At 55.8% G+C, this 22939-nt stretch carries 18 protein-coding genes; 10 read left to right on the top strand and 8 right to left on the bottom strand.

Features of this window, described 5'->3' with window-relative positions; all coding sequences use genetic code 11:
- Positions 1–65 precede the first annotated feature (65 nt).
- Positions 66–1289, top strand: a complete 1224-nt coding sequence (locus JAO29_RS03990) for an MFS transporter (RefSeq protein WP_334266880.1) — start codon at positions 66–68, stop codon at positions 1287–1289.
- On the opposite strand, the gene JAO29_RS03985 is transcribed toward JAO29_RS03990, so the two are convergent.
- The 4 genes from JAO29_RS03985 to JAO29_RS03970 all read right to left on the bottom strand — a co-directional run bounded on the left by JAO29_RS03985 (position 1286) and on the right by JAO29_RS03970 (position 6168).
- The gene (locus JAO29_RS03985) at positions 1286–2875 is read right to left on the bottom strand and encodes a fucose isomerase (RefSeq protein WP_334266879.1); all 1590 of its coding nucleotides are present in this window, start codon (positions 2873–2875) and stop codon (positions 1286–1288) included. The two genes, JAO29_RS03990 and JAO29_RS03985, sit on opposite strands and share 4 nt — an antisense overlap.
- Positions 2876–2883: 8 nt before the next feature.
- Entirely contained in the window at positions 2884–3816 is a 933-nt protein-coding gene (locus JAO29_RS03980) for a dihydrodipicolinate synthase family protein (protein ID WP_334266878.1), read from the bottom strand.
- 98 nt (positions 3817–3914) lie between these two features.
- On the bottom strand, positions 3915–4682 hold the full coding sequence (locus JAO29_RS03975; RefSeq protein ID WP_334266877.1) for a GntR family transcriptional regulator: 768 nt from the start codon (positions 4680–4682) through the stop codon (positions 3915–3917).
- 307 nt (positions 4683–4989) lie between these two features.
- Positions 4990–6168, bottom strand: a complete 1179-nt coding sequence (locus JAO29_RS03970; protein ID WP_334266876.1) for a substrate-binding domain-containing protein — start codon at positions 6166–6168, stop codon at positions 4990–4992.
- Positions 6169–6490: 322 nt separating this feature from the next.
- Between JAO29_RS03970 and JAO29_RS03965 the strand changes: the two genes are divergently transcribed.
- From JAO29_RS03965 to JAO29_RS03925, 9 genes are all read left to right on the top strand, one after another.
- Positions 6491–7996 carry a glycosyl hydrolase family 39 gene (locus JAO29_RS03965; RefSeq protein WP_334266875.1) on the top strand — a complete coding sequence of 502 codons (1506 nt, stop codon included), beginning with the start codon at positions 6491–6493 and terminating at the stop codon, positions 7994–7996.
- Between the two features lie 139 nt (positions 7997–8135).
- Positions 8136–9551 (top strand): arabinose isomerase, encoded by a 1416-nt coding sequence (locus JAO29_RS03960; protein ID WP_334266874.1) that lies wholly within the window; start codon positions 8136–8138, stop codon positions 9549–9551.
- Between the two features lie 261 nt (positions 9552–9812).
- Complete coding sequence (locus JAO29_RS03955) at positions 9813–11561, top strand: thiamine pyrophosphate-dependent enzyme (protein WP_334266873.1); 1749 nt, start codon at positions 9813–9815, stop codon at positions 11559–11561.
- Between the two features lie 25 nt (positions 11562–11586).
- Positions 11587–12693, top strand: coding sequence for an enolase C-terminal domain-like protein (locus JAO29_RS03950; RefSeq protein ID WP_334266872.1), 1107 nt, complete (start codon positions 11587–11589; stop codon positions 12691–12693).
- 122 nt (positions 12694–12815) lie between these two features.
- Positions 12816–13766, top strand: a complete 951-nt coding sequence (locus tag JAO29_RS03945) for a hypothetical protein (protein ID WP_334266871.1) — start codon at positions 12816–12818, stop codon at positions 13764–13766.
- Positions 13763–14602 carry a gluconate 2-dehydrogenase subunit 3 family protein gene (locus JAO29_RS03940; RefSeq protein WP_334266870.1) on the top strand — a complete coding sequence of 280 codons (840 nt, stop codon included), beginning with the start codon at positions 13763–13765 and terminating at the stop codon, positions 14600–14602. The genes JAO29_RS03945 and JAO29_RS03940 overlap by 4 nt, the downstream gene beginning before the upstream one ends.
- Positions 14599–16374: a GMC family oxidoreductase gene (locus tag JAO29_RS03935; RefSeq protein WP_334266869.1), complete on the top strand. Its 1776-nt coding sequence runs from the start codon at positions 14599–14601 to the stop codon at positions 16372–16374. The genes JAO29_RS03940 and JAO29_RS03935 overlap by 4 nt, the downstream gene beginning before the upstream one ends.
- Before the next feature lie 645 nt (positions 16375–17019).
- Positions 17020–17874 (top strand): tyrosine-type recombinase/integrase, encoded by an 855-nt coding sequence (locus tag JAO29_RS03930; RefSeq protein ID WP_334266868.1) that lies wholly within the window; start codon positions 17020–17022, stop codon positions 17872–17874.
- A 104-nt stretch (positions 17875–17978) separates the two neighbouring features.
- Positions 17979–18371, top strand: a complete 393-nt coding sequence (locus JAO29_RS03925) for a hypothetical protein (protein ID WP_334266867.1) — start codon at positions 17979–17981, stop codon at positions 18369–18371.
- Between the two features lie 475 nt (positions 18372–18846).
- Here the strand turns inward: JAO29_RS03925 and JAO29_RS03920 are convergent, their stop codons facing one another.
- The 4 genes from JAO29_RS03920 to JAO29_RS03905 form a co-directional block, all read right to left on the bottom strand.
- Positions 18847–19122 (bottom strand): hypothetical protein, encoded by a 276-nt coding sequence (locus JAO29_RS03920; RefSeq protein WP_334266866.1) that lies wholly within the window; start codon positions 19120–19122, stop codon positions 18847–18849.
- A gap of 73 nt (positions 19123–19195) precedes the next feature.
- Positions 19196–19729: a hypothetical protein gene (locus tag JAO29_RS03915; protein ID WP_334266865.1), complete on the bottom strand. Its 534-nt coding sequence runs from the start codon at positions 19727–19729 to the stop codon at positions 19196–19198.
- A 260-nt stretch (positions 19730–19989) separates the two neighbouring features.
- Entirely contained in the window at positions 19990–20277 is a 288-nt protein-coding gene (locus JAO29_RS03910) for a hypothetical protein (RefSeq protein WP_334266864.1), read from the bottom strand.
- A gap of 154 nt (positions 20278–20431) precedes the next feature.
- A complete protein-coding gene (locus JAO29_RS03905) occupies positions 20432–22606 on the bottom strand; it encodes an SGNH/GDSL hydrolase family protein (protein ID WP_334266863.1) in 2175 nt (724 codons plus the stop codon).
- Positions 22607–22939: the final 333 nt, after the last annotated feature.

Below are 22939 nucleotides of genomic sequence, written 5' to 3'. Positions count from 1 at the left end.
TAGCATAGACGAATCGATTCGAGACTACGATTCATCCAAAGCAGTTTCCGCGACTGGAGATTGAAATGCAACGCTTTTATCCCTGGGTGCTGGTCGCGCTTTTATGGGTCGTCTGTTTCCTCAATTACGCCGATCGACAGGCGATATTTTCCATATTCCCTCTGCTCAAGTCGGAGATGGGACTGAGCCCTGTTCAACTTGGCGTGGTGGCCTCATGCTTCATGTGGATGTACGCACTCGCAGGCCCATTTGCGGGCTGGGTTGTCGACAGGATCTCTCCGAAGGTCGTTTTGGTTGGCGCGTTAGCTTTCTGGTCTGCCATTACGGGAGCGACCGCACTCTGCCACAGTTACGAACCACTTCTTGTCGTGCGAACACTCGGCGGCCTGGGTGAGGCATTTTACTTTCCTGCGGCGATGGCTCTGATTGGAGCCGCGCATCAAGCTGCGACACGTTCTCGTGCCATGGCCATCCATCAGTCAAGTGTCTACGCGGGAACTATTGGAGGCGGCGCGATCTCGGCCGTTGTAGCCGAACAGCATGGATGGCGTATCAGTTTTTTATTGTTTGCCGTTGCTGGAATTATCTTCGCCGCAGCCCTGATATTTCTCCTTCGGCCTGCAGCGATTGAATCCAGAGCCGTAGCTGCCGATCCTTTGACGGACTTCTTCCGCGGCGTGAGCAGCGTTCTCAGATCAGGTCGAGTGACAGTAATGATTCTTACGTTTATGGGAGCAAATTTTGTTGCGGTTGTGTTCCTCACCTGGCTGCCAACATTTCTGCTTGAAAAGTTTCATATGAGCTTAGGAAACGCTGGGATCAGCAGTACGGTTTATCTCCAGATCGCTTCGGTGCTGGGTGTTCTGCTGGGAGGTGTACTAGCCGATCAGTTTGCTTCCCGGCGAAGCGGGGGGCGACAGAGGATACAAGCGATCGGTTTGCTGGGAGGTGTTCCTTTCCTGTTTCTCATCGGCTCATCGGTGAGCATGGGCGGGCTGATCGGAGGAATGATCGGTTTCGGTTTCTTCAAAGGGATGTACGACGCCAATATCTGGGCATCCCTTTACGATGTCATCCCAGTCGAAAAGCGAGGAATCGCAGCTGGTGTGATGAACTCTTTGGGCTGGCTCGGAGGCGGGTTTGCTCCCATCCTAATTGGCGCATTCACCCGGCAGTTCGGGTTGGGAGCATGCCTCAGCGCCACTTCGGTGATCTACCTGGCGCTCTCAGGCATGCTCTTCCTACTGGCTCGGGAGATGAGCGTCGACCGATCGCTGCAGACGGCCTAGATTAGGCCCTCGATGTGGCCACATAGATGTACCTTGACCCCAAGGGCGGAGAGCATGGCGGCTTTTACTCCGAGAGCTTTGGCGGCGTCCTCTGCGTAAGCGATGCTCACGTGGTTAGCACGATGACGGGCCATGAAAGCATCCCGCCCGATTCCGTGGAAGATTGCATTTACCAGGGGCCATTGATAGGTCGTCTCTCGCCAACGCCGTTCCGTCTCAGCATCGGAGAGATCGGCAACCGTACCCCGGCCGATATCGGCATGCAGAGCACCATCTTCGACGAAGACACGGCTCCAGACAATTTCTCCTGCCTTGCCGATTCCTTTGAGAGATCCACCGCCCAAGGGGAAGTACATGGCGGGCTGGCGCTCGCTGACGGCTCCAGCATAACCATTGCGGAAGTGGCTGGCAGGAGCTGCGCCAGAGATCTGAAGAACCCAGACGAACTGCTTTTGTCCATCAATGTCGAGCGTCTCACCCCAGCGAACGTCATGGAGGGTGGTCGAGGGATCGAGGCCCAGAGCCTTCCAACAGCGGTTGGTTACGAGAGCGTCGACTGCGGCCCCTTCATCTACTTCATTGAAGTGGGGAAGAGCGTCGCCAGCAGAGAGTTCTACGCCCTGCTGGGAGTACACCGGAGGCCGTTCCGGGTTATTGAGGAGACCTTCTACAAGGTCAGAGGCGGGGACCATATCCTTGAGTCCCTGCTGGTACTGGATTCCAATGGCGTCGCATGAGAAGTCCGCAGCGATGCGCATGGCAGCGATATACATCCGGCATTGAGCGAGGATCTGTGCGTCTGTAAGCTGGGTCGCCTCCTCCGAGCCAGTGACGAATCGGACCCCGCGCGTATCAAGCCAGCTTCGAACGCCTTGCGCTTCCTCATCTGTCACCGTTCTCATTCGTGCCACGAGAGCTGACTGGCTGAGACGCTCCTTGAAGATTCCCAGCGGGTTCAGGATCTCGTCATCGATGATGGCGTTGTACATTCCCATGCAGCCCTCGTCGAAGACTCCAAGGATTGCTTTTCGAGCGCGAAGAGCTGTGGCCTGCTCTTGTCCGATCTGACGTATGTCGGAAGGAAGAAGTGTCTCGTCCAAATCTCTAACGTGCGACAGATCATGATGGATTGCGCCACTATCGATCCACTTCCGTAAGGCTTCAAGGAAGAACGCATCATCGAAGGATTCACTCCAGAGCGTTGAAAACGGCAAACCCGCCTTGACAAGGGATCCATTCAGATTCAGCAGACCGACCAGACCGGGCCATTTGCCGGACCAGTTGGCGACGGTGAGAATGGGACCACGGTGGAAGCGCATTCCCGGCAAGACGTGATGGGTATATTGCCATGCAGCAGTGGCGAAGATCAGTGGAGCCTCTGGAGGTATGGTGGCGAAGACATCCATGCCCATACGCTGACTTGAGATAAAGCCATGGCCTTGCAACGTATCGACGGGGAAGCTTCTGCGGAGAGTAACCCCCATATCAGCAAAAACGGAGATCAGTCTCTCTTCGAGATCTCGCTGCGCCGGCCAACATATCTGGTTTGCGGCAAGTCTCAGGTCTCCACTTGTAACCAGAAACATTTCTCTCTTCACAGACTCTCCTTCTGATCGCTCTGGGAGGGGACAGGTACTCCAACGAGCAGATCTTCGCAGTTTTGTCGGTACCATTCTGCCATCTCGTCGCGAACGCGTATTCTGCCCTCCGACAATGGAAGCGGGAAGGTGGCCTTCGCAATGCCTCTCACCTCGGCAAGCATCTTTAATCCCCAGGGCGTAGGTACTTTGTTGAGTTGGGTAAGGACGTTTTCGAGGGCCGTGACTGTGGCATCCCATTTTGGAGAAGCTGAACCGCCCTCTTCAAAGATGCTGGCCAGGAGTTCGGGAAAGACGCAGGCGACGCCGGAGATGATGGCATCTGCGATGCCCTCCGTGAGTGCCTGAGCCAGAGCACCGTCATTTCCAATGATGCGACATGCTTCCGGTGCTTCCTGGCTCAACAAGCGCAGAGTCTGAAGAGAACCGCTGCTGTCCTTGATCCCTTTAATACTGGAGCATCCCTGAATCAGTTCGAGCGTAGTTGCGGGTTCGAGTCCGCTTGTGAACTGCGGAAGATTGTAAAGCAGGATAGGCAGGTCCACGGTAGCTGCCACTTCACGGACAAATTCTGCAAGATCCTCCTGCGCATAAGGGAAGAAGTACGGCATCGGCAACAGAACTCCCTTTGCCCCCGCTTTGCGCGCAATCTCACTGCGGCGGATTGTCCCGCTGATGTCGGCCGCGCCGATCCCGACCAGAAACCCCGTATCCCCGGTTGCAATCTCCGACGTCACATCAAGAACTTCTCGCAGCTCTTCCTCAGAGAGTGAACAGAATTCTCCGGTTGCGCCTCCGATGGCGAAGCCATTCATTCCTGCGTTCAATAAGAATTTAAGGAGAGATCGAAAAGTAAGGGAGTCGATCGAGTCATCAGGTTTTCTGGGCGTGAGGACGGCCGCGTGTGTGCCGCGAATGAGTTTGTCCATACTTGTGAGATTACGCCGCCTAGTTGAAGTTCCACAATCGTATTCTGTATGTCGACAAATATCGCTTCTGGATGCCAGCCCTCAGGATGTCGGCATATTCACTGGAGTTGCAGTGCTTCGATTGCATCCAATCCCGCCAATTGGCTTTCACGCTCCCAAAGGTCGAACTCGTCGAGCCGCTCGTTCGCGCTGGCCTGAATGTGATCCGCCAGCAGTTTGCGGGCGCGGTCGACATCCTGATCGATGACTGCCTGCAGGATGTCTTTATGGTGACGATGGATTCGTTCCAATTCTTCACGCTTATGGCCGCTACGTTGAATTCCGAAGATGCGAATCATCAGGCGCGTCTCGTTGACTACTTTGAGGATCCTTGCATTCGCCGCGAGCCGAATGAGAAGAGCATGGAAGGACAGGTCGGACAGCGTAAACCGCTTCATCTGCCCGGCATTGAGCTCCTGCGCCCCTGAGGATTTCAGTTCTTTGAGGAGCACCTGGGTTTCAGCCAGCAGGTGGTTAAGGCGCTCCCGGTCCGACGAACGAATGCCGTTCTGCGCTACACGGCCTACGGCGAATACCTCGAGCGCCTCACGAAGCTCATAAAGGTCCTGAATAGCCTGACGTGTCAGTTGGGTGACGATTATTCCCCCTCCGGGGCTGAGCTCCAGAAGTCCTTCTGCGAGGAGCTGGCCCACCGCCTCTCGGATAGGGGTTCGGCTGCTGCCTAACTCAGTTGCCAATGCCAACTCGGAGAGCAGCGTGCCTGCCTTCAACTCTCCTGATGCAATCTTCCTCTGGATGAGGAGGTATGCCCGCCGACGCACAGAATTCGACGATTCGGGATGATGCGTGGTGGAACGTCTGGGCATAGCAGGAGTCTAAAGCAAAGCTCAACTGCATGGAAACGGCACTGGTTGTACTTCTTTTGCCGGGGGTGCGACTGTATGCAGTGCCGAGTTCGCGTGAACACGGAAGATGCTCCCCATCGTAAAACGAGGAGCATCTTCCTTGTTTTGGAAATGCCGGCTGGGTCAGAAACGCGCTTCGACGACGAACTGCAGGATGCGCGCCTGGTTTCCGGGGTCGCCGATTCTTGCGAAAGAGCCGCTGGAAGGATCAGTTGTCGGGGTTGCTGTAGACCTGATGATTGAGAGCGTTGATTACCTCGGCCTAGATTCAAGACCGGCTGAAGAGAAGGGAATCACCGTCTCCGGAGTCGATCAGGCCATCATGGGGATAAAAGGAATTCACATTCTCTGAGGTGATCAACTGGTGTTTTATGAAGGAGGCGGAAGGGATCTCCTTGCCTTGTACTTTATCCATAGCAAGGGAGATGACTGCGTCTCCGTAGCGTTCTGGAAAGAATCCGACAGAGCCCACGAGACGAGACCCCGGCCTGCGCATCTCTTTTCTGGCTTCGATGCTGGCATTGTGGCCTACCGCCAAGCAGTGTTCTGCGCGTCCAGCCTCTTCAAAGGCACTGAGAGCGCCGAGGCAGCTTGGATCATTGAGTGCCCCCAGCAGAATGTGTTGAGAGGTGCTGCGGCGAAGGTGCTTGCGGATCACATCCAAGCTCTTCTCGAATCGACCATTGCCGTCGACAAAGCGTACTTTTTGGTCAGGCACTCGCTGCAACTGTTCCCTTATGCCTGCGAGCATACCGGTGAGGCGGGAACGAGGAAGCGGTCCAGCCATCGGCAACTCCAGAAGAAGAATCTCGTCGACCACGCCCTTCCACTCACGAATACATGCCTGGGCGAGTGCATGCCCTCCAATCACACCTGCTCTGTAGTTATTGGCGCCGTAGTAAGCAGCGCCCGGGTGAGGGATCTCGATAGCGATGATCGGAATTCCCGCCTCCATCAGCTTTGAAGCCACGACGGAGGCGCTCTGCTGGTTTGTCTGGAATTCGATGACCAGGTCAACCTGCTCGCGAACAAAGATCTCGGCGTTCCGGATCGCTGTCTTAGGGCTGTAGCAGTTGTTAAGAACCAGCAAATCGATACCAGCGTCGTATGCGCTGCTGCGGATGCTTTCGGAGACGAGGCGCGAGAACGAAAACTCCTCTGTCTGGGAGGCATATCCAAAGCGATATTTCTGGCGCTGCTTGCGCTTGATCGATATAGCATAGGAATTCTTCGCGAGGATATCCAACATGCCACAACTCACAAGCGTCTGGAGGAGCCGGTACGCTGTTGGCCGACTTAGCCCCGTACGTTCTGCCACATCGCTAAGAGCAAGAGCGGTATCCCCACGATCGAAGCATTTCAAGATGTCGCAGGCACGAACAACGGAACGTATCGAGTAGTCGACCGGTACCTCAGGCTTGTTCGCGGCTTGATGGCTCTTCTTCATTTGTTTGCGTGCACTCCAGCAGAGCATGGCGATCTGTCCATGGTCGCAATTTCATTGTGTGAAATTTTATCGCACAGAGGGGGTCCTCTGGAGTTGAAGGGAGCATCTTCTCTACCTCTGTAAAGAACACTATTTGCCCGTTGCTACACGAGACCAGCGTCAAGATAGTGATTTCATTACATGAAATATTCAAAATCCCGGTTTTCGGCTCGTCATAACCCAGAAGGTTTGACTAGTCTGTTGCACGGTGAAAGCGGGATAACAGCAGGCTGGCTCGTAACAGGACGTCATCAGTCTGTTGATTCATAAAAGAGGAAGAGGGATGACACCTTTGGGGAAGTATTTGACTTTATCGGCTGCACTCGGACTTAGTCTCACAATCGCAGCAGTCGCGCAAGACTCGCCGAAGGGATTGCAGATTGACTGGGGCAAAACAACGGAGACGTCGCGGTCCACACCTACCTTGCAGGTCGTGGTCAATCCCCAGTTGCTGCGGGGTGCCATGTTGCACGATCCATCATTCAAGGCGCTACAAGAGCTTGGTGCAGACTACGTCCGATACGTTCCCTGGCTTCCATATCCGAAGCAGGCTGTCGCTGAGTTGGAAGCTCCAAAGGACGGCAAGACCTCCTGGGACTTCTCACATATTGACCCCACGCTCGAAGACTTTATGAAGGCAACGGATGGCCATTCGGTTGTGATGAACTTCAGTACGATTCCAGCTTGGATGTACAAGACGGACAAACCGGTCACCTATCCAGCAGATCCGAACCAGGTTTTTTGGGACTACACGCGGGGAACCGAGCTTCGCGACCCGAGTATGAAGGAGGTCGCCGGCTACTATGTGCGTCTTCTCAGCTGGTACACGAAAGGCGGGTTCAATGATGAGAATGGGAAGTGGCACGAGTCCGGCCACCACTACAAGATTGCCTATTGGGAGCTGCTGAACGAGATCGACTTCGAACACCACTGGAGCCCGGAGAGTTACACGAAGTTCTATGACGTTGTAAGCGCCGCAATGTTGAAGGTGGATCCGGATCTAAAGTTTATGGCACTTGCCCTCGCAGCGCCCAGTAAAGATCCAGAGATGTTCGAATACTTCCTGAATCCGGCGAATCATCACGGAGGAGCGCCTCTGGACTTCATCACCTATCATTTCTATGCCGGCCCTGCTCCAGAGGAGACCATTGAGAACTGGCAATACACGTTCTTTAATCAGGAAGAGGGCTTCCTGAATACAGTCCGTTATGTGGAGGCGATCCGAAAGAGACTGTCGCCTTCCACCAGGACTGATCTTGACGAGCTTGGTGTCATCCTTCCGGAAGACGGAAAGAGTAATCGCATTCCCGGATACATTGCAAAGCCCGAGCCTGCGGGCTACTGGAATCTCGCTGGAGCAATGTATGCAGATCTCTACATACAGCTCGCTCGTATGGGAATCGACGTTGTGGGTGAGTCACAGCTGGTCGGATACCCGACGCAGTACCCAAGCGTCAGCATGATGAACTATAAGACAGGAGATCCTAACGCACGATTCTGGGTGCTCAAACTGTTGAAGGACACACTCGGCCCAGGCGACAAGCTGGTTGACACAAAGGATGACGACCGAGATATTTCGGTACAAGCCTTTCAGACCTCACATGGGAAGAAGATCCTGATCGTGAATAAGCGGCTGAAGGAGGATCAGGTTAAGATACCGGCGTCGTTCAAGGCAGCAGCCATTGAGCGTGTAGCACCCTCCACCGGTGATAATGCGCCATCATCGAAGCCGTTTTCCGGGAGCGTCGTAAAGCTGGAGGCGAATGAGGTTGTTGTGATCTCTGAGTAGAGAAGAGACAGCCTATGAACCTCCTTTCCTACCTTGTTTCGAAATGGGCTCGAGTCCAGATAGATCGGGCCTTATTGATTCAGTATCGAGAGCGATCTTTACCTCGATGGGAGTGAACTTGATATCCAGGCAGAGAGCGATGCAGGTCGGGCTCATGGGACTGGGACTTGAAGCGTACTGGGCACAGTTTGAGGGCCTTGAGCAGCGGCTGCGTGGATACATCGATGTCGTTTGCGGCAAACTGCAAGGCTCTTCACGCACGATCATCAACCTCGGTCTGATCGATTCAGCACAGAAAGCTATAACCGCAGGACACGCTTGCCGAGAGCAGGATATCGACATCCTGCTGGTCTACGTTACGACGTATGCGCTCTCATCGACGCTGCTTCCTGTGGTTCTTCGCGCCAGGGTCCCTGTCGTGCTGCTGAACCTTCAGCCGGAAGCCGCGATTGACTATTACTCCTTCAATCGCTTGAAGAGTCGGACCTCTATGACGGGAGAGTGGCTTGCTTACTGCAGCGCATGTCCTGTCCCTGAGATCGCAAACGTCCTCAGCCGCCTATCCATCGAATTTCATCAGGTCACGGGTATGCTGCATGAAGATCCCACCTGCTGGGACGAGATCGAGCAGTGGCTGCGCGCAGCTGAGATCGTGCATGCGCTCAGCCACAGCACGCTGGGGCTGATGGGCCACTACTACAGCGGTATGCTCGACATCGTTACCGATCTTGCACAGATCAGCGGCCGTTTCGGGATTCATATCGAGATGCTGGAAGTAGACGAGCTGAGTGCTCTTAGACAAGAGGCAGGGGACGACGATATCGCAAGAAAGATGGATGCGTTTCGAGAGTTCTTCCAGATCGAGGATGACTGCACTGAAGAAGAGCTGGTGCGCGCCGCACGCACTTCGGTCGCCCTCGACGGACTTGTACAGAACCATGGACTGGATCTCATGGCCTACTACTACAAGGGAACCGGAGTTCCCGAAAACGAAGACACCATGAGTTCGATCATCCTGGGGACATCGCTTCTAACCGGCAACAGTATTCCTGTCGCCGGCGAGTATGAGGTCAAGAACTCTGTGGCAATGAAGATCTTGGATCTGCTGGGTGCGGGAGGCTCCTTCACGGAATTCTATGCCATCGATTTCAAGGACGATCTTGTACTCATGGGCCATGACGGGCCCGGCCATCCGGGCATTGCGCAGGACAGAGTCAGGGTTCGACCGCTTCGTGTCTATCACGGCAAAGTAGGCAACGGTCTCTCTGTCGAGATGTCTGTGAAACACGGACCCGTTACACTGCTTTCCGTCGCAGAAGATCGTGAGAAGGGCTTCCAGTTGTTGACCGCCGAGGGAGAGAGTGTTCCCGGCTCGATTCTTGAAATAGGCAATACTAACAGCCGATATCGCTTTTCAGTGAGGGCTCGTCGCTTCGTCGAACAGTGGAACGCAGCGGGACCTGCTCATCACTGCGCCATTGGATTGGGGCATCATGCGCGCCAGATTGAGAAGATTGCTCAACTGCTCGGGCTTGCGTACAAGAAGATTGTCTGACGATCAGATCAGGTTCTGTCACCACATGCATCTACATACCCGCTCAGCGTGTGAGGCCGTCTTCTGCAAATTCTCTCCTGTTAGAAGGAAGAACCGTGAATAGCTACTCATCGATCTCGCTATTGGTCGCTTGCATATTCAAAGTCTTATGAAAATGGGCAACCCGGGTGATGTTCCAGCGCACCTTTCGGCGAAAGCTCGCGTCCTACATAAGAAGAGTGGGCTTCCCCATACCCTCAGCGCTGCTCTCTGGAGATATTCATGATGGATGCATCGGACATGCTTGTACAGCGTCTCATTGACTGGGGCGTCGATACTATCTTTGGTTTGCCGGGAGACGGCATCAATGGCGTAATGGAAGCGCTCCGCAAGCAGAAGGATAAGATCCGCTTCATTCATGTACGTCATGAGGAATCCGCTGCATTCATGGCCTGTGCGTATGCGAAGTTTACCGGACGTCTCGGAGTTTGTCTCTCCACTTCGGGCCCCGGTGGTATCCATCTGCTGAACGGTTTGTACGATGCGAAACTCGATCAGCAGCCGGTTCTTGCCATCACCGGTATGCAGTTCAACGACGTGACAGGCACCTTCTCGCAGCAGGATGTCGAGCTCGACAAACTGTTCATCGATGTTGCTGTTTATAACAACCGGGTGATGTCCGGTGCGCACATGGAGCCCGTTGCTGATCTTGCCATCCGCTCCGCAATCGATAAACGCGGCGTTGCGCACATCACCATCCCGATCGACGTCCAGCAGCAGCCCATCAAGCAGAGCCGCTCCGAACGGAATCTTCCCCACCACACCTCCACTCAGTATGCGGTCTCCGGCAACCTGCCCTCCAGTGAAGAACTCCGTGCTGCCGCCGACATCATTAATGCTGGCAAGAAGATTGCCATCCTGGCGGGACAGGGAGCTCTACACGCGGGCGAGGAACTCATCGAGCTCGCAGAAAAGCTTGGCGCTCCCATCGTCAAGCCGCTCCTTGGCAAGGCCTGCGTCCCGGATGATTCACCCTACACGACGGGTGGGATTGGCCTGCTTGGCACTGCGCCAAGCGAGGAGGTGCTTGAGAGTTGCGACACCCTGATCATGGTCGGGACCTCTTATCCATACATCGAATACCTGCCAGAGCCAGGCAAGTGTAAATACGTGCAGATTGACTCGAACGCTCAGCGCATCGGGCTCCGCGCGCCAGTCGAGGTGGGATTGGTCGGTGATTCACAAAAGACTTTGAAGCTGCTGATGCCGCATCTCAACCGCAATGACAGTCGTGGCTTCCTGGAAGACGCCCAGGACGCGATGAAAGAGTGGCAGAAACGCATTGAAACTGAGGGCACCGCCACTGATAAACCGATGAAGCCGCAAGTTGTCGGATATGAACTCGACAAACTCACGAAGGAAGACGCCATCATCGTCTCTGATTCAGGAACAAACACTACCGTTTGGGCGCGCTATATGAAGGCCAAGCGCGGTCAGATGCACTCCTGCTCCGGCAATCTCGCCACCATGGCGTGCGGCCTGCCCTATGCCATCGCCGCGCAGGTCGCGTTTCCCGATCGGCAGGTCATCGCAGTGGTGGGCGACGGGGGCTTCACCATGCTGATGGGTGAGATTATCACCGCTGTTGCCTACAAGCTTCCGATCAAGATCGTTGTGATCAAAAACAACAGCCTGGGCCAGATCAAGTGGGAGCAGATGGTCTTTCAGGGAAATCCTGAATATCAGTGCGAGCTGTTTCCCATCGACTTTGTCGCGCTTGCAAGAGCGGTCGGCGCCGACGGAGTGTTGGTGGACGACCCCGCTACGGCGGGCGAGCAACTCGCGCGAGCCCTAAGTATGCCCGGACCCGTGGTGATCGAGGCCGTGGTCGATCAATACACTGCAATGCTGCCGGCGCGCATCAAGCCCGAGCAGGCAGTGAAGTTCTCCGAGTCCCTCCTTAAAGGAGAGCCGCATCGTCTCCGCATTGCGCTTACCGCGGCGAAAGACACCGTTCGCCAAATCGTTTGAAACACATTTGCTCCAAAGCTTCTCTATGTCATCTATCACTACCATCTGCGGCGGAACCGCGAGGTCCTATACGATTCCGACCGACGGTCCGGAGGCTGACGGTACCTACACGTGGACCAGCACTACCATGGTCGTCATCACGCTGCAGACCCAGGGCCAAACCGGCATCGGTTACACCTACACGCATTCCAGCGCGGTGTTGGTCGCTCGAGATCTCATCGAGAAGCAATGTGTCGGGGCAGACGCACTTGATATCAACACCATCTTTACGGCGATGCGGATCGCAGAGCGGAACTATGGACGGCAGGGTATCGCTGCGACTGCGCTGTCCGCAATCGATATCGCGTTGTGGGATCTCAAGTCGAAGCTTATCAACCAGCCACTCGGCAAGCTGCTCGGCATCACACGGCCGGCTGCCCCGGTCTATGGGTCGGGAGGCTTCACGACCTACACCGATGAACAGCTTCAGCGGCAGCTCTGCGAATGGGTTGAGCAAGGAATTCGGCGCGTCAAGATGAAGATCGGTGCTGATCCGGAACAGGACCCTCATCGCGTCGCTATCGCGCGCAAAGCCATCGGGGATGAAGTCCATCTATTCGTCGACGCAAACGGGGCCTTCTCAACCAAACAGGCTCTATTCTTCGGCGAGAAGTTCTTCCACGAGCAGCACGTAACCTGGTTTGAGGAGCCAGTATCGTCCGATGATCTGGCCGGTCTCAGGCTGCTGCGCGAGCGCGTTCCCGCAGATATGCAAATCGCGGCCGGAGAATACGGTTGGGATTCTATGTATCTTCGCCACATGATGGATTCAGGGGCGGTCGATGTAATTCAGGCCGATAGTACACGTTGCGGCGGCGTCACCGGCTTCATGGATGCAGCCGCAATCGCGGATGCGCATCCCCTTCCGCTTTCCGCACACTGCGGCCCAACGATCCATATGCATCTTGCCTGCGCGGCACGCCCTCTGATCCATATCGAATACTTCCACGACCACGTGCGAATTGAACGCATGCTCTTCGATGGCTTCTGTCCTGCCTCAAGTGATGGATGCATGCACCCAGACTGGAGCCGGGCAGGGCTCGGCGTTGAATTCAAACAGCAGGATGCGGAGCGTTTTCTCGATGATGTATGACACTGCCCGGGCCCACCAGGAGCAATCACAGAAGTTGCCGTCCCCGGTTTCGGATATCGGCGAATACCCACATGCAGCCGCTGCAAACAGCGCCAATCTAATCCCCCTGAACGGAGCGACGCATGACTGATACTTCGTCCCGGGCTGTCGCACGTGCTCTGCCATGGCCCATCGGCAAGCCTGCTGTCGAAATCGTCGATCACATTCAGCAGGGTGCGTTTCAACGTAGCATGTCATTGCTTGTAGCGGGTACCAGCGTCATCAGCGGGATGGAGGTGGCCTACGAGCACTATAAGGGAAGTTATTCCAATCCCGTGATGTACACCCCGGTTGTGCTCTCCGGTGCGCTCGCGATTTCGGGCCTTGCGGCGTTCCTCTCCCGCCGCGCCGCGCAGACAATTCTGCGCTACGTGAGTTACGCGACGCTCGTCGATGGTGTGATCGGCTTCGGCTTTCACATTCGCGGTGTCGCTCGCAAACCTGGCGGCTGGCGCCTGCCCATCACCAACATCGTCATGGGTCCGCCGATCTTTGCTCCACTACTCTTCGGGACGAGCGCATATCTCGGGGTCATCACCAGCTATCTCCGGAGAGAAGAAGATTACGGGCTTCTTGGTTCGATCGAAGCGAGTGCAGCCGCTGGGCTGGTTAACGATTTCCGAGAAGACATCCGGACCGGACACTTCCAGAAGCATCTCTGTATCGTCGCTGCCATCTCGACGCTCTGCTCAGGCGCCGAAAGCTGGTACTCCCATTACAAGGACAATTTCAAGTTCAGAGTGCAGTGGTCACCGATCCTTCTCACTCCACTGATGCTCTTCGCCACACTCAGTTCGGTCCGCAGCCGACGCATCGCAAACACGCTGCTGCCTGTTGCCTCGGGTCTGCTCATGGCCAATGGCATCGTCGGCACTGGCTATCACATCCGCGGAATCCTGCGGCGTCCAGGCGGTCGCAAGAAGCCGCTCTACAACATCCTTTATGGCCCTCCCATCTTTGCGCCGATGCTTATGGCCGCGGCCGGCATGCTCGGAGCGCTCGCATATCTTATGGGTCGGGAGAAGCACGCGTGAGCCTTCTTGTGAAACTCGTTCGTATCGCCACGGCAGGTTCGAGTTCGCGCTCCGCCGAACCAGCGATGCCCCGCGACGGTGGACCGCCCTCGCCTCTCACTGACCCGCAAACCGGCGCAAATCTGCCGGAGCGCAGACAGCCCGGATATTATCCCGGGTTCAACACACTCGCCCAGCAGCCCTACTGGGATGAGGCGACCCGCACGCTAATCCGCCAACGCATCAGTAAACCCGCCGCGATTCGATTCTTCAACCACGCTGAAGCGCAGACTATGGGCGCGGTCGTCGATCGGATCATTCCTCAGGATGATCGCATATCGAGTCATCGGATCGACGTGTTGTCGGGAATCGACGAGCGTCTTTTCGAGAACCGCATCGAGGGCTATCGTTACGCCGATATGCCGTCTGATCAGGACGCCTATCGCATCGCCGCCGCCGCCTTCGAACAAATGGCCCAGGAGCTTTACGGCCTCCCCTTTCATCTCCTCGGAACACTCCCTCAGGAGCAGGTCTTGAAGAGCGTTCATGATGCGAAACCGCTCGCTGCGCATGAGCTCTGGTCGAAGCTCAATATTGAGCGTCTCTGGGCTCTCCTCGTCTCCGATTGCTGCGCAGTCTACTATGCTCACCCCTACGCATGGGATGAGGTTGGATTCGGCGGCCCTGCTTACCCGCGCGGATATATGCGCCTCGAAGAAGGCGAGCCTGAGCCCTGGGAAGTTGACGAAGTTCGCTACTCCTGGAATGCACCTGCAGATACTCTCTCTGACAGAGAGGAGAGCCACGGCAGCGGCCGCGAGCATCAGACCCATCCGGGGCAGGGAGGTACGCATTGAGTCTTTTCGATCATGCTCCACTGGGAGGTGAATTTGATGAGCCCGATGACCCGGCGGATGTAAAGCGCCTCGGTCCCATGCAAACCGTGAAGATACCTCGCCGCCGTTTCTCTGACACCGACGAGATCGACTTCGCCATCGTCGGCATAGGCTCCGCGGGTGGAGTGCTGCTCCAGCGTCTCGCCCGGGCGGGCTTCTCTGTCGTAGGTTTCGAGGCAGGTCCGTTCTGGGATACCGAGCGCGACTGGGTATCGGATGAGTCCGGTTCGCACAAGCTCTATTGGAACGACCTCCGTATCACCGGCGGAGAACATCCTCTGGCCCTCGGCAACAACAACTCCGGCAAAGGAGTCGGTGGAGGCTCGGTGCACTGGGCGGCGTTTACCCCGCGCTTCCATCCATCGGACTTCGAGGTGTATACCTGGGACGGCGTTGGAGCCGACTGGCCAATCACTTACAGCGAGATTGAACCGTACTATGAGCTTCTCGAGCGGGAGATTCCTGTCGCGGGTCCGGCGTGGTTTCCCTGGGGTAAACCCCACGGTCATCCATACGGCCCCCATCCCATGGGCGGAGTAGGAGACACCCTCATCAAGGGCTGCACGGCTCTCGGTATTCCTGTCGCTGCCGGCGGCCCGGTTGCCATCTTATCGGCCTCGCATGGTGACCGTCCGCACTGTATCTATAGAGGATTCTGTATCCAGGGCTGCAAGGTGGGCGCCAAGGCCTCCACCCTAGTGACGCATGTTCCTGATGCTCTCGCCAACGGCGCTGAGATCCGCGACAACTGCATGGTTGCACGAGTCACTCTGAACCCCGAAGGCAGAGCCAACGGTGTGGTCTATTTCGATTCCGCCGGGCAAGAGCACTTTCAGCGCGCCCGCGCAGTACTTGTCTGCGGTTATGCACTTGAAACGCCGCGGCTCCTCTTCAACTCGGCCTGTCCCGGGCACGAAAACGGTCTCGCCAACTCGTCCGGAACGCTGGGCAAGTACCTCATGGCTCAGGCTGGTAATGTGATCCTCGGTCGCTTTGAGTCTCTCGTCCGAATGTACAAGGCTCCCCCAGCTCATGCGCTCACCGAGCACTTCTACGAGACCGATCCGAAACGCGACTTCGCTCGCGGCTTCGCTGTTCAAACCGTCGGTCCTCTCCCGATTGCGTTCTCGAAACAGATGATGGCCTCGAAAGGTCTCTGGGGCTGGGGCCTTCGACGCGCCATGATGGACTACAACCACTGGTCGGCTCTAGGGCTGTTGGGCGAAATCCTACCATGTGCCGGCAATCGCATCGAACTCGCCGATGGTAAAGATGGCCGCCATGAAGCACGCGATCGCTTCGGTCTGCCCGTCGCCCAGGTGACTTTCAACCTCCATGACAATGATAAAAAGCTCATTGAATTTGGAAAGAATACGGTCATGGAAATTATGCGCGCGGCCGGAGCAGACGAGGTCGTGCAGGAATCCCGCTACGCCCACCTTGTTGGAGCGGCACGGATGAGCAAGACCCCGGACGCCGGAATCTGCGACAAGTTCGGGAGAACCTGGGACGTGGACAACCTCTTCATCATGGACGGCTCGGTGATGCCAACGCAGGGCTCCGCGAACCCCGGCCTCACCATCCAGGCGCTCGCGGCCCGCACCGCCGACTATCTGGTCTCGCAAAGACAGCGACTCCACCAGGGCCGCGATGTAGAACTTGATGAGCCACCTTGTCGTTGGTCGCTCTCGCCGCCCGGCACCTTTGGTCGAGGCGTTCCCCGCATCGTCTGAAAGGGAGCGATCCAGCCTCTCCTCCCTGATTCAGCAAAAGTTCAGATACCTTGCGGCTCGAAGATCATCAACAGATTGCCTGAATCAGGATTGCTCATGGCGTGATCAGCTTCTGTCATCTTGAACAAGGAGCGATCCATATTTAATGACGAAGCAAGTACTTATTCACAACCTGGGTAAGTAACTTCAACTGTCCTTCCGCAAGGGCCATGTAGCTTCTCACCTTTTCTGGCTGGTCGGAATCAAAGATGGTAAGAAAGGTTAGGTTGGTTAGCGCCTCAAGGGTATTGACCGTCTTTTCCAGTAGCTCTTCTACATCCTCATTAGACAACACCATGCGTCTGGCCGCCCTGCTCCAAGATTGCGGTCTTTCGCTTCCGCTGTGAGATGCAGGACGATCAACGTCGAGATGCATAATAGACTCGGACTGACGGACAGAGTCGTTCCCACAGCTTTGAATAAGGCTGTATGCGGCGTGATTTTGCTGGTTGTCTCGGAAGGGGAGTTATGGCGGAGAGACAGGGATTCGAACCCTGGATACCTTGCGGTATACACGCTTTCCAAGCGTAAAAGCCAATAAGCCGTTTATTATCAATATTTTACAGATGATTTCCCCCTAAGAATGCCTACGCTTGGGAGAAATCAATGAATCGATTTGAATTGTTTATTCGTGAACGTCGCTACCTTCTCAACGTCTCAGAACACACAGTTAGCTGGTACACATGCGCATTGAAGTGGCTGCCCTCGGAGTCTCCATCACAAGCCGAGCTGAAAGACGTTGTTGTGAAGATGAGGGAGAAGGGACTCAAAGAAACCGGCTGCAACGCCGCTATACGCGCCATCAATGCTTACCTTCACTGGAATAGCGAAACCGAACGGAAGTGCGGTGCGGGCTGCACCCATCCACGGATACGGCCACTCAAGGAACCGCAAGTTATTTTGCCGACGTTCACGGACGAGCAAGTCAAACGACTCATCAGTTGGAAACCTGGAGCGAAGCATTACTACGAACGGCGTCTACATCTCCTCGTCCTGTTGCTGTTCGATCTTGGCTGCCGTATCAGTGAAGCTACCGGACTCCGAGTGTCCGACATCAACCTTGATGATTTGCTAGCAACGTTGAACGGGAAGGGAAGAAAGCAGCGTATCGTCCCGTTCTCGTTCGTTCTGCGGAAGGCGCTCCATCGGTTCATTGCTGACTTCAAGCTGAAGCCCGTTGACCTCGTTTTCTCTACGGCGGACGGCGTTCAGATGAACCGTATGGTTGCGCTGCGTGAGGTAAAGGCGCTGTGCGTGCAATTGGGGTTCACGGCACCCCGCAGAACCCTCCACAGCTTCCGGCATCTGTTCGCGGTCAATTATCTTCGGCGGGGAGGCAGTCTCTTCCACCTACAGAAGTCTCTCGGGCATAGTTCGCTTGAGATGACCCGGCGTTATGCCAACCTCGTCACGGCGGATCTTCAGGCCGTTCACGAGCGGGTGAGCCTGCTATCTCGATAGCACCAAACTTAGTGCAACGCCTATGAAGATGCGCTATCATCCGCATATAGCATTCAAACCTAAAAAACCCCGCCTATTCGTTCGCCCACGAGGGGGCCTACTCGATGGCTGATGATGTTCCGTTTTCTTGGATGAGGGAAGTGGGCGGGGTCTTCCGGCTCGGCAGTGGCGTCCTGGGAAAGTCTGTCATTGGTCTGGGCCTGCTCGTAGTTGTGGGGGGAATCGCTATCACCCACCTGCATTCCGACTGGGCGATTCTCACCATCTTTGGGGCGGTTGTCCTCGCCTTCTTTGTTTGGTTCTTTCCCGTGTTGAGCTTTTGCAAAAAGCATCCCGACGCTGCCTTACTTGATGGTGCGGAATGGACCGGATACCAGAGAGATAGAGTTGCCGCTAAGGGATATACTCCGTTGCCGAATGATTTCGAACATCAGCAACTTGCACCAGGAACCGATTCGGGGATCATTCAAATTGGTGCGGGGTCCGAGCCGAAATGAAGAAATATCTACATATAGGCATAGTTTGGGCGAATGGTCCGAAGACAGAAGTGATTCAGAAACTCATCGTAGCCCCTAATGCTGCCGAGGATTGGATGAGCTATGGCGGGAATTGCTGGCTTGTGTACTCTCGGTTCAATCAAAATCAGTGGGCCGACTATTTGACGCCGCATATAGGTCCAAATTCTTCGATGATCGTGGTTGAGATCACGAATTTGAGTCAATCCAGTGGGTTCCTGCCTCCGAATCTGTGGGAATGGTTCAATAGGGCCAGATATTGACATGGCGTGCTTGCTTGAGGTGGGTTGGCTGCGGGGCGGATTTTGCTTTTAAATGGTTCATTTTCAATAGGTTGTAGGTACATTCAAAGTATCGCATGAGGGTAGTGGGGATAAAATCTTGATAACGAACCGCTTACAGCCCTCCGCAGCTCCCCAATTTACATACGCGGACAATTCCTAGAAAGTGGACCAATCTAGTCCGATATCGCTTCCTCGTCTTGGAACCAGCCGTCGGGCGGCATCGAACCCTGCGGCCTCGTCCTGTGAAGTTTGCTAATCAGCGCGATTCCATAGTGTCCTTTGCCCTTTTGAAACGTGAACTCCAGTTTGTCGAACGAGACCGGCGTGCCCGTCAGGAAACCTTGAGCGTAGACGACTTCGCCCCAGGCGTACGTGGGACGACGCCGACGAATCAACGCAGCCCCAGGAACCAGCGGTAGATACTTGAGAAAGGTTTGTAGGTTTTGCAATGGGTTCTCCTTCGCGTATAGCGGCTCATCGCCGCGGTTCTTTGAGTGTTTGGCTGGGACACCAGCCGGTGTTTTAAAACACTGTTTGCTGGCCCGTTGAGGCACCGTGCTGCCCTCGGGTAAATGCTGCGTTATCTCGTGAGTGAATGTCAGGTCGGACTATCGCGGCCCGAGTCACAATATGCTCGACACTCGGTCTCCAGCCGTCCTCAAGCGCTGTTCCATCTGCCCACGTCACACGCCGCGCATAAAAGTCGGGATGTTTCACAGGCTCCAATTCCAGGCCGAATACCTCATTGGGTTTGGTGTGACGAAGCTCGGCCCATCCGTTGAAACTCGGGCGCAGGATCACAATCGCACGGGCGTAGAACGGGGTCAGATGGTCATTCATCTTGAACGTTCCGGGATCTTGCCCGATGACAATCTTCCACCGACAGTAATGCCATAGCGAGGCAAAGCTAAACGACTTCTGCCCGCTGTTGAACCGATTTCCAATTTCTTCGATCAGGAAGTCGAGAATTTCAGGGTGCTGTTTGTGAAAGTCGTGAAAGGCCCTAAGCTCGCGGTGCGGCTTGCACCGTGCTACCAATTCATCTATCGCGTCCATGTCATCCCTTTCTGTGAAGGGCCGGAGGTGTCACCAAGGTGGGGGTACTTTTATTCTGCTAAGGAGGTGGATAAAAAATAAATAAAATATATATATATTTATCAATAACTTACGGAACCTCTCCACGTCCTTAGAGAAATAAAAGTGGTGACGACCCTTTTTCCGGCTCTTTTTCTACCTCAAATGTGAGCTAAGTTGTTGAATCATTGAGTGTCACCACAGTGGTGACAACAGTGGTGACGACAGTGGTGACAGCAAAATCACAGCGAAAACCCCAATTTCGCGGCTTCCGCGCGAGCAAGCGCGAATGTCGGAAGCGTGATGAATCGCACGACATCGACACCCCACTCATTGCGTTCTTTCTCAAGTGTGACGAGGTGCTTCTCTTCGAGTGAGTCCAAAGCCTCGTGCCATATCGCGATGGCGTAATCGGAACCGCGGTTGTAGTGTGTTGCCCGCTTGAGATCCCGGAGGCTGATTCGTCCGGTCTTTTTCACCACACGATGGATACGTTCGATACATCGTTTCTTCCATTCCTGCTCCGTCATTAGCCCTCCACTTATGCATTTTTACGGCTCATGTTGTTGATATGAAACGCTATAAATTCACCTCACTTATTCATCCGTCTAACTTCGGTATGGAAGTGCTTCGCGAGCGTGTGTCGGGTTAGCAGTTCCGCTCGATAAATCCAGCGACAGTTCCTTACTTGATGCAGTACCGGATGACGTTGCGAGCGAAGTACGGGGCGATTCTGTTCTGTTGAGTGCTCGCCGTTGGGTGTGTCCCGTCCGGTAGCAAGGTCTGATTGTTGGCGTTGCAGATTCCCATCTCACTGTAGAGATTCAAGACCGGGATTCCGTACTGCAACCCGGCGACCGCTACGTCCGCATCATAGACAGCTTTAAGCAAGGCAAGCGCGGCTGGTGTGGGAAGATAACCAGCTCCGCCCGTGCTTCCCGTGGCGGCGTTCTGGTTGTTCGACTGATACGGCGATGCCTTGATGATGCGTAGGTTCGGATTCCAGGCGAGCAATTGCTCGATCACCGCTTTGAGCTGCGAGCAATAGGTGTCGCCACCGGGGAACGTTATGCCGTTGGCGTTGGTTGTGCCGACACTCGGCGTATCGGTCGCCGTTCCAATGGGTCCGTTCGATGCGCCTCCAAGATTCGTCCCGAGCCAAAGAACTAGCATGTCCAGGCCTTGAACGATTGCTTGAGTTGGAAAAGCAGTGGCGGTCTTGCCTGTGTTGTCGAGAGCATGCCACATCTGCCGTCCCGTCCATGAGAGGTCATAGGAGTTGGTGTGTCCTGTGAGAGTCGCCACCAACGGAGCCAACGGGATGCCGCTGCCGTATCCAGCGGAAATGCTGTCGCCGAGCCAACCGACGCGAACCCCGGCAAGCGGCTGAGCTGCGGCCCGCGCGACGGTGTCGTACCCGGAACCGACGAACGGTATGTAAGTCCCCGAGAAGGTGGACCCCTGTACGATCATGGCCGTTGCGATGCTGTCGATTGCGGCGTTGTTCCCGGACCCGCTCGCACTTACGTTGAAATACGGCCAAAAGCTGACGGCGGTCGTCGGGACGTTTAGCGTCGTGTTTGCGGGGATGCCCACCCCGGCGGTCCACAGCGTCTTTAGGTCTGTGCCCATCGGGAGAAAAGCCCCGTTGGCATCCATGAAAGCGGGACCGTATCCGGCATTGCAATGCATCATCTTATTGACCGTGACGGTACCGCCGCCGTAGACCGGAATGGGTCCGTACAGACTGAATCCCGTAACGCCCGTCGCTAAGGATGGGATGCCCGTCGCGCTTGGGTAGCCGATGGCCGTGCTCGTTTGTACGCGGGAGAGGTCGAGAAGGTTAGCGTACTTCGGCAAGTAGTTCTGAGTTTGCTTCAGCGCGGACCATATCGCCGTCGATTGGATGGGCGAGACCTTGGCGTCTACTTCTTCCTTGCCGTAGTACCCGAAGGACACGAACGACCCCGGAAGTACGCTGCCACCGACAACCATAATCGCCGTCGGAGCCAACGGGGCCGTGTTCGGCCCGGACGGATGCGCCGGATACGCGGCATAGAATCGAACGAAGGCCGCGCCCGCGGGTATGGCGATGGCGGTATTCGCGGCGACCGTCGCGGACAATGAGGACATAAATGTCTTGTCGATGGAGTAGAAAGCGCAGCCTGCCGAGCCCTCCTTCGCAACTACCGTGTTCGTGATGAATTGCGAGAGGTCCGCTACATAGATGAAGTCCGTCGCGTAGTAGTACCCGGACGAACCCCACGCGCTCTCCGCCCCGGTCGTGGCTAGGATGAGTGTGTCGGCCTTGATCGTAGCCGGATTGAAACGGTTGCGGCCCGTCGGGAGTTGTGACGCAACAGCAGCTCCCGCAGCTTGGCCGAGTAGAACCTTGCTGACGTCGCCGGGGTCGCCCTTGGCTCCCGTGGCTCCCGTTGGACCGACCGGGCCTTGTATGCCTTGGTTTCCTTGAATACCCTGTATGCCTTGGATACCCTGCGGCCCCGTCTGGATAAGAGCCAATGGCGCATAGTTCGGCATGAAACTGTCAAAGCTCCAGGTCGCCCCGGTCGGCTGTATGACCCACGGCCCGAGGAGCGTCGCGCCGCCTGCATCGTGAATCTCGACGCGATAGCCGATATTTATCGGGTTGGTGTTCGCGGTGTCGTGGAGACTAACCGAAAACGCCCCATTGACGACGGTCGCCGAGACTTTCTTAAACCCGGACTGACCGCCGCCCGGAACGTTGAACCCCGATAGCGTCACACCGTTTGGTGTGCAGGGTGTAAAGGTTATCGTGACTTGGTCGAGCTTAGCGCCTGAGGCGTCACATACGTTTGTCGCGGATACTGTGGTCATTCTGTCCCCCCATTCTTGATGCGTTCTTTCTTGGCTTGTCCAGCGGCATTGAGCGCGGCGAGTGCATCCTCGCCCATGCCCGAGTCCGTGGCGTAAGCCTCAAACTGTGTTTGGACCGTGTTGCCCGGTGCAATTTAGAGAAAAAGAACCCGCTTCGCCCTCGTCGAGTGGAGGCCCAAAGACAAAGCGGGGGTGGAAAGGAAACGTCAGTCCTGCGCACGGTAGAAATAGGGCAGGCAAGCCCTCGCGGGGTCCGTGCGCAGGTCGATCCCGCTGACTCGGGACTGACTCTCCCCGCAACTCGAATATTTGCCCGGCTCGCCTCCGCAAGCC

This window comes from Edaphobacter sp. HDX4 (assembly GCF_036877565.1).
In the GTDB taxonomy this organism is placed as follows: Bacteria; Acidobacteriota; Terriglobia; order Terriglobales; family Acidobacteriaceae; genus Edaphobacter.
This window is presented reverse-complemented; position numbering and strand designations above follow the sequence as displayed.

Bases quoted from the DNA above. Each gene is read 5' to 3' on its own strand.
- JAO29_RS03990 (WP_334266880.1), top strand. From the start codon at position 66: ATGCAACGCTTTTATCCCTGGGTGCTGGTCGCGCTTTTATGGGTCGTC.
- JAO29_RS03985 (WP_334266879.1), bottom strand. From the start codon at position 2,875: ATGTTTCTGGTTACAAGTGGAGACCTGAGACTTGCCGCAAACCAGATA.
- JAO29_RS03980 (WP_334266878.1), bottom strand. From the start codon at position 3,816: ATGGACAAACTCATTCGCGGCACACACGCGGCCGTCCTCACGCCCAGA.
- JAO29_RS03975 (WP_334266877.1), bottom strand. From the start codon at position 4,682: ATGCCCAGACGTTCCACCACGCATCATCCCGAATCGTCGAATTCTGTG.
- JAO29_RS03970 (WP_334266876.1), bottom strand. From the start codon at position 6,168: ATGAAGAAGAGCCATCAAGCCGCGAACAAGCCTGAGGTACCGGTCGAC.
- JAO29_RS03965 (WP_334266875.1), top strand. From the start codon at position 6,491: ATGACACCTTTGGGGAAGTATTTGACTTTATCGGCTGCACTCGGACTT.
- JAO29_RS03960 (WP_334266874.1), top strand. From the start codon at position 8,136: ATGCAGGTCGGGCTCATGGGACTGGGACTTGAAGCGTACTGGGCACAG.
- JAO29_RS03955 (WP_334266873.1), top strand. From the start codon at position 9,813: ATGATGGATGCATCGGACATGCTTGTACAGCGTCTCATTGACTGGGGC.
- JAO29_RS03950 (WP_334266872.1), top strand. From the start codon at position 11,587: ATGTCATCTATCACTACCATCTGCGGCGGAACCGCGAGGTCCTATACG.
- JAO29_RS03945 (WP_334266871.1), top strand. From the start codon at position 12,816: ATGACTGATACTTCGTCCCGGGCTGTCGCACGTGCTCTGCCATGGCCC.
- JAO29_RS03930 (WP_334266868.1), top strand. From the start codon at position 17,020: ATGAATCGATTTGAATTGTTTATTCGTGAACGTCGCTACCTTCTCAAC.
- JAO29_RS03925 (WP_334266867.1), top strand. From the start codon at position 17,979: ATGGCTGATGATGTTCCGTTTTCTTGGATGAGGGAAGTGGGCGGGGTC.
- JAO29_RS03915 (WP_334266865.1), bottom strand. From the start codon at position 19,729: ATGGACGCGATAGATGAATTGGTAGCACGGTGCAAGCCGCACCGCGAG.
- JAO29_RS03910 (WP_334266864.1), bottom strand. From the start codon at position 20,277: ATGACGGAGCAGGAATGGAAGAAACGATGTATCGAACGTATCCATCGT.
- JAO29_RS03905 (WP_334266863.1), bottom strand. From the start codon at position 22,606: ATGACCACAGTATCCGCGACAAACGTATGTGACGCCTCAGGCGCTAAG.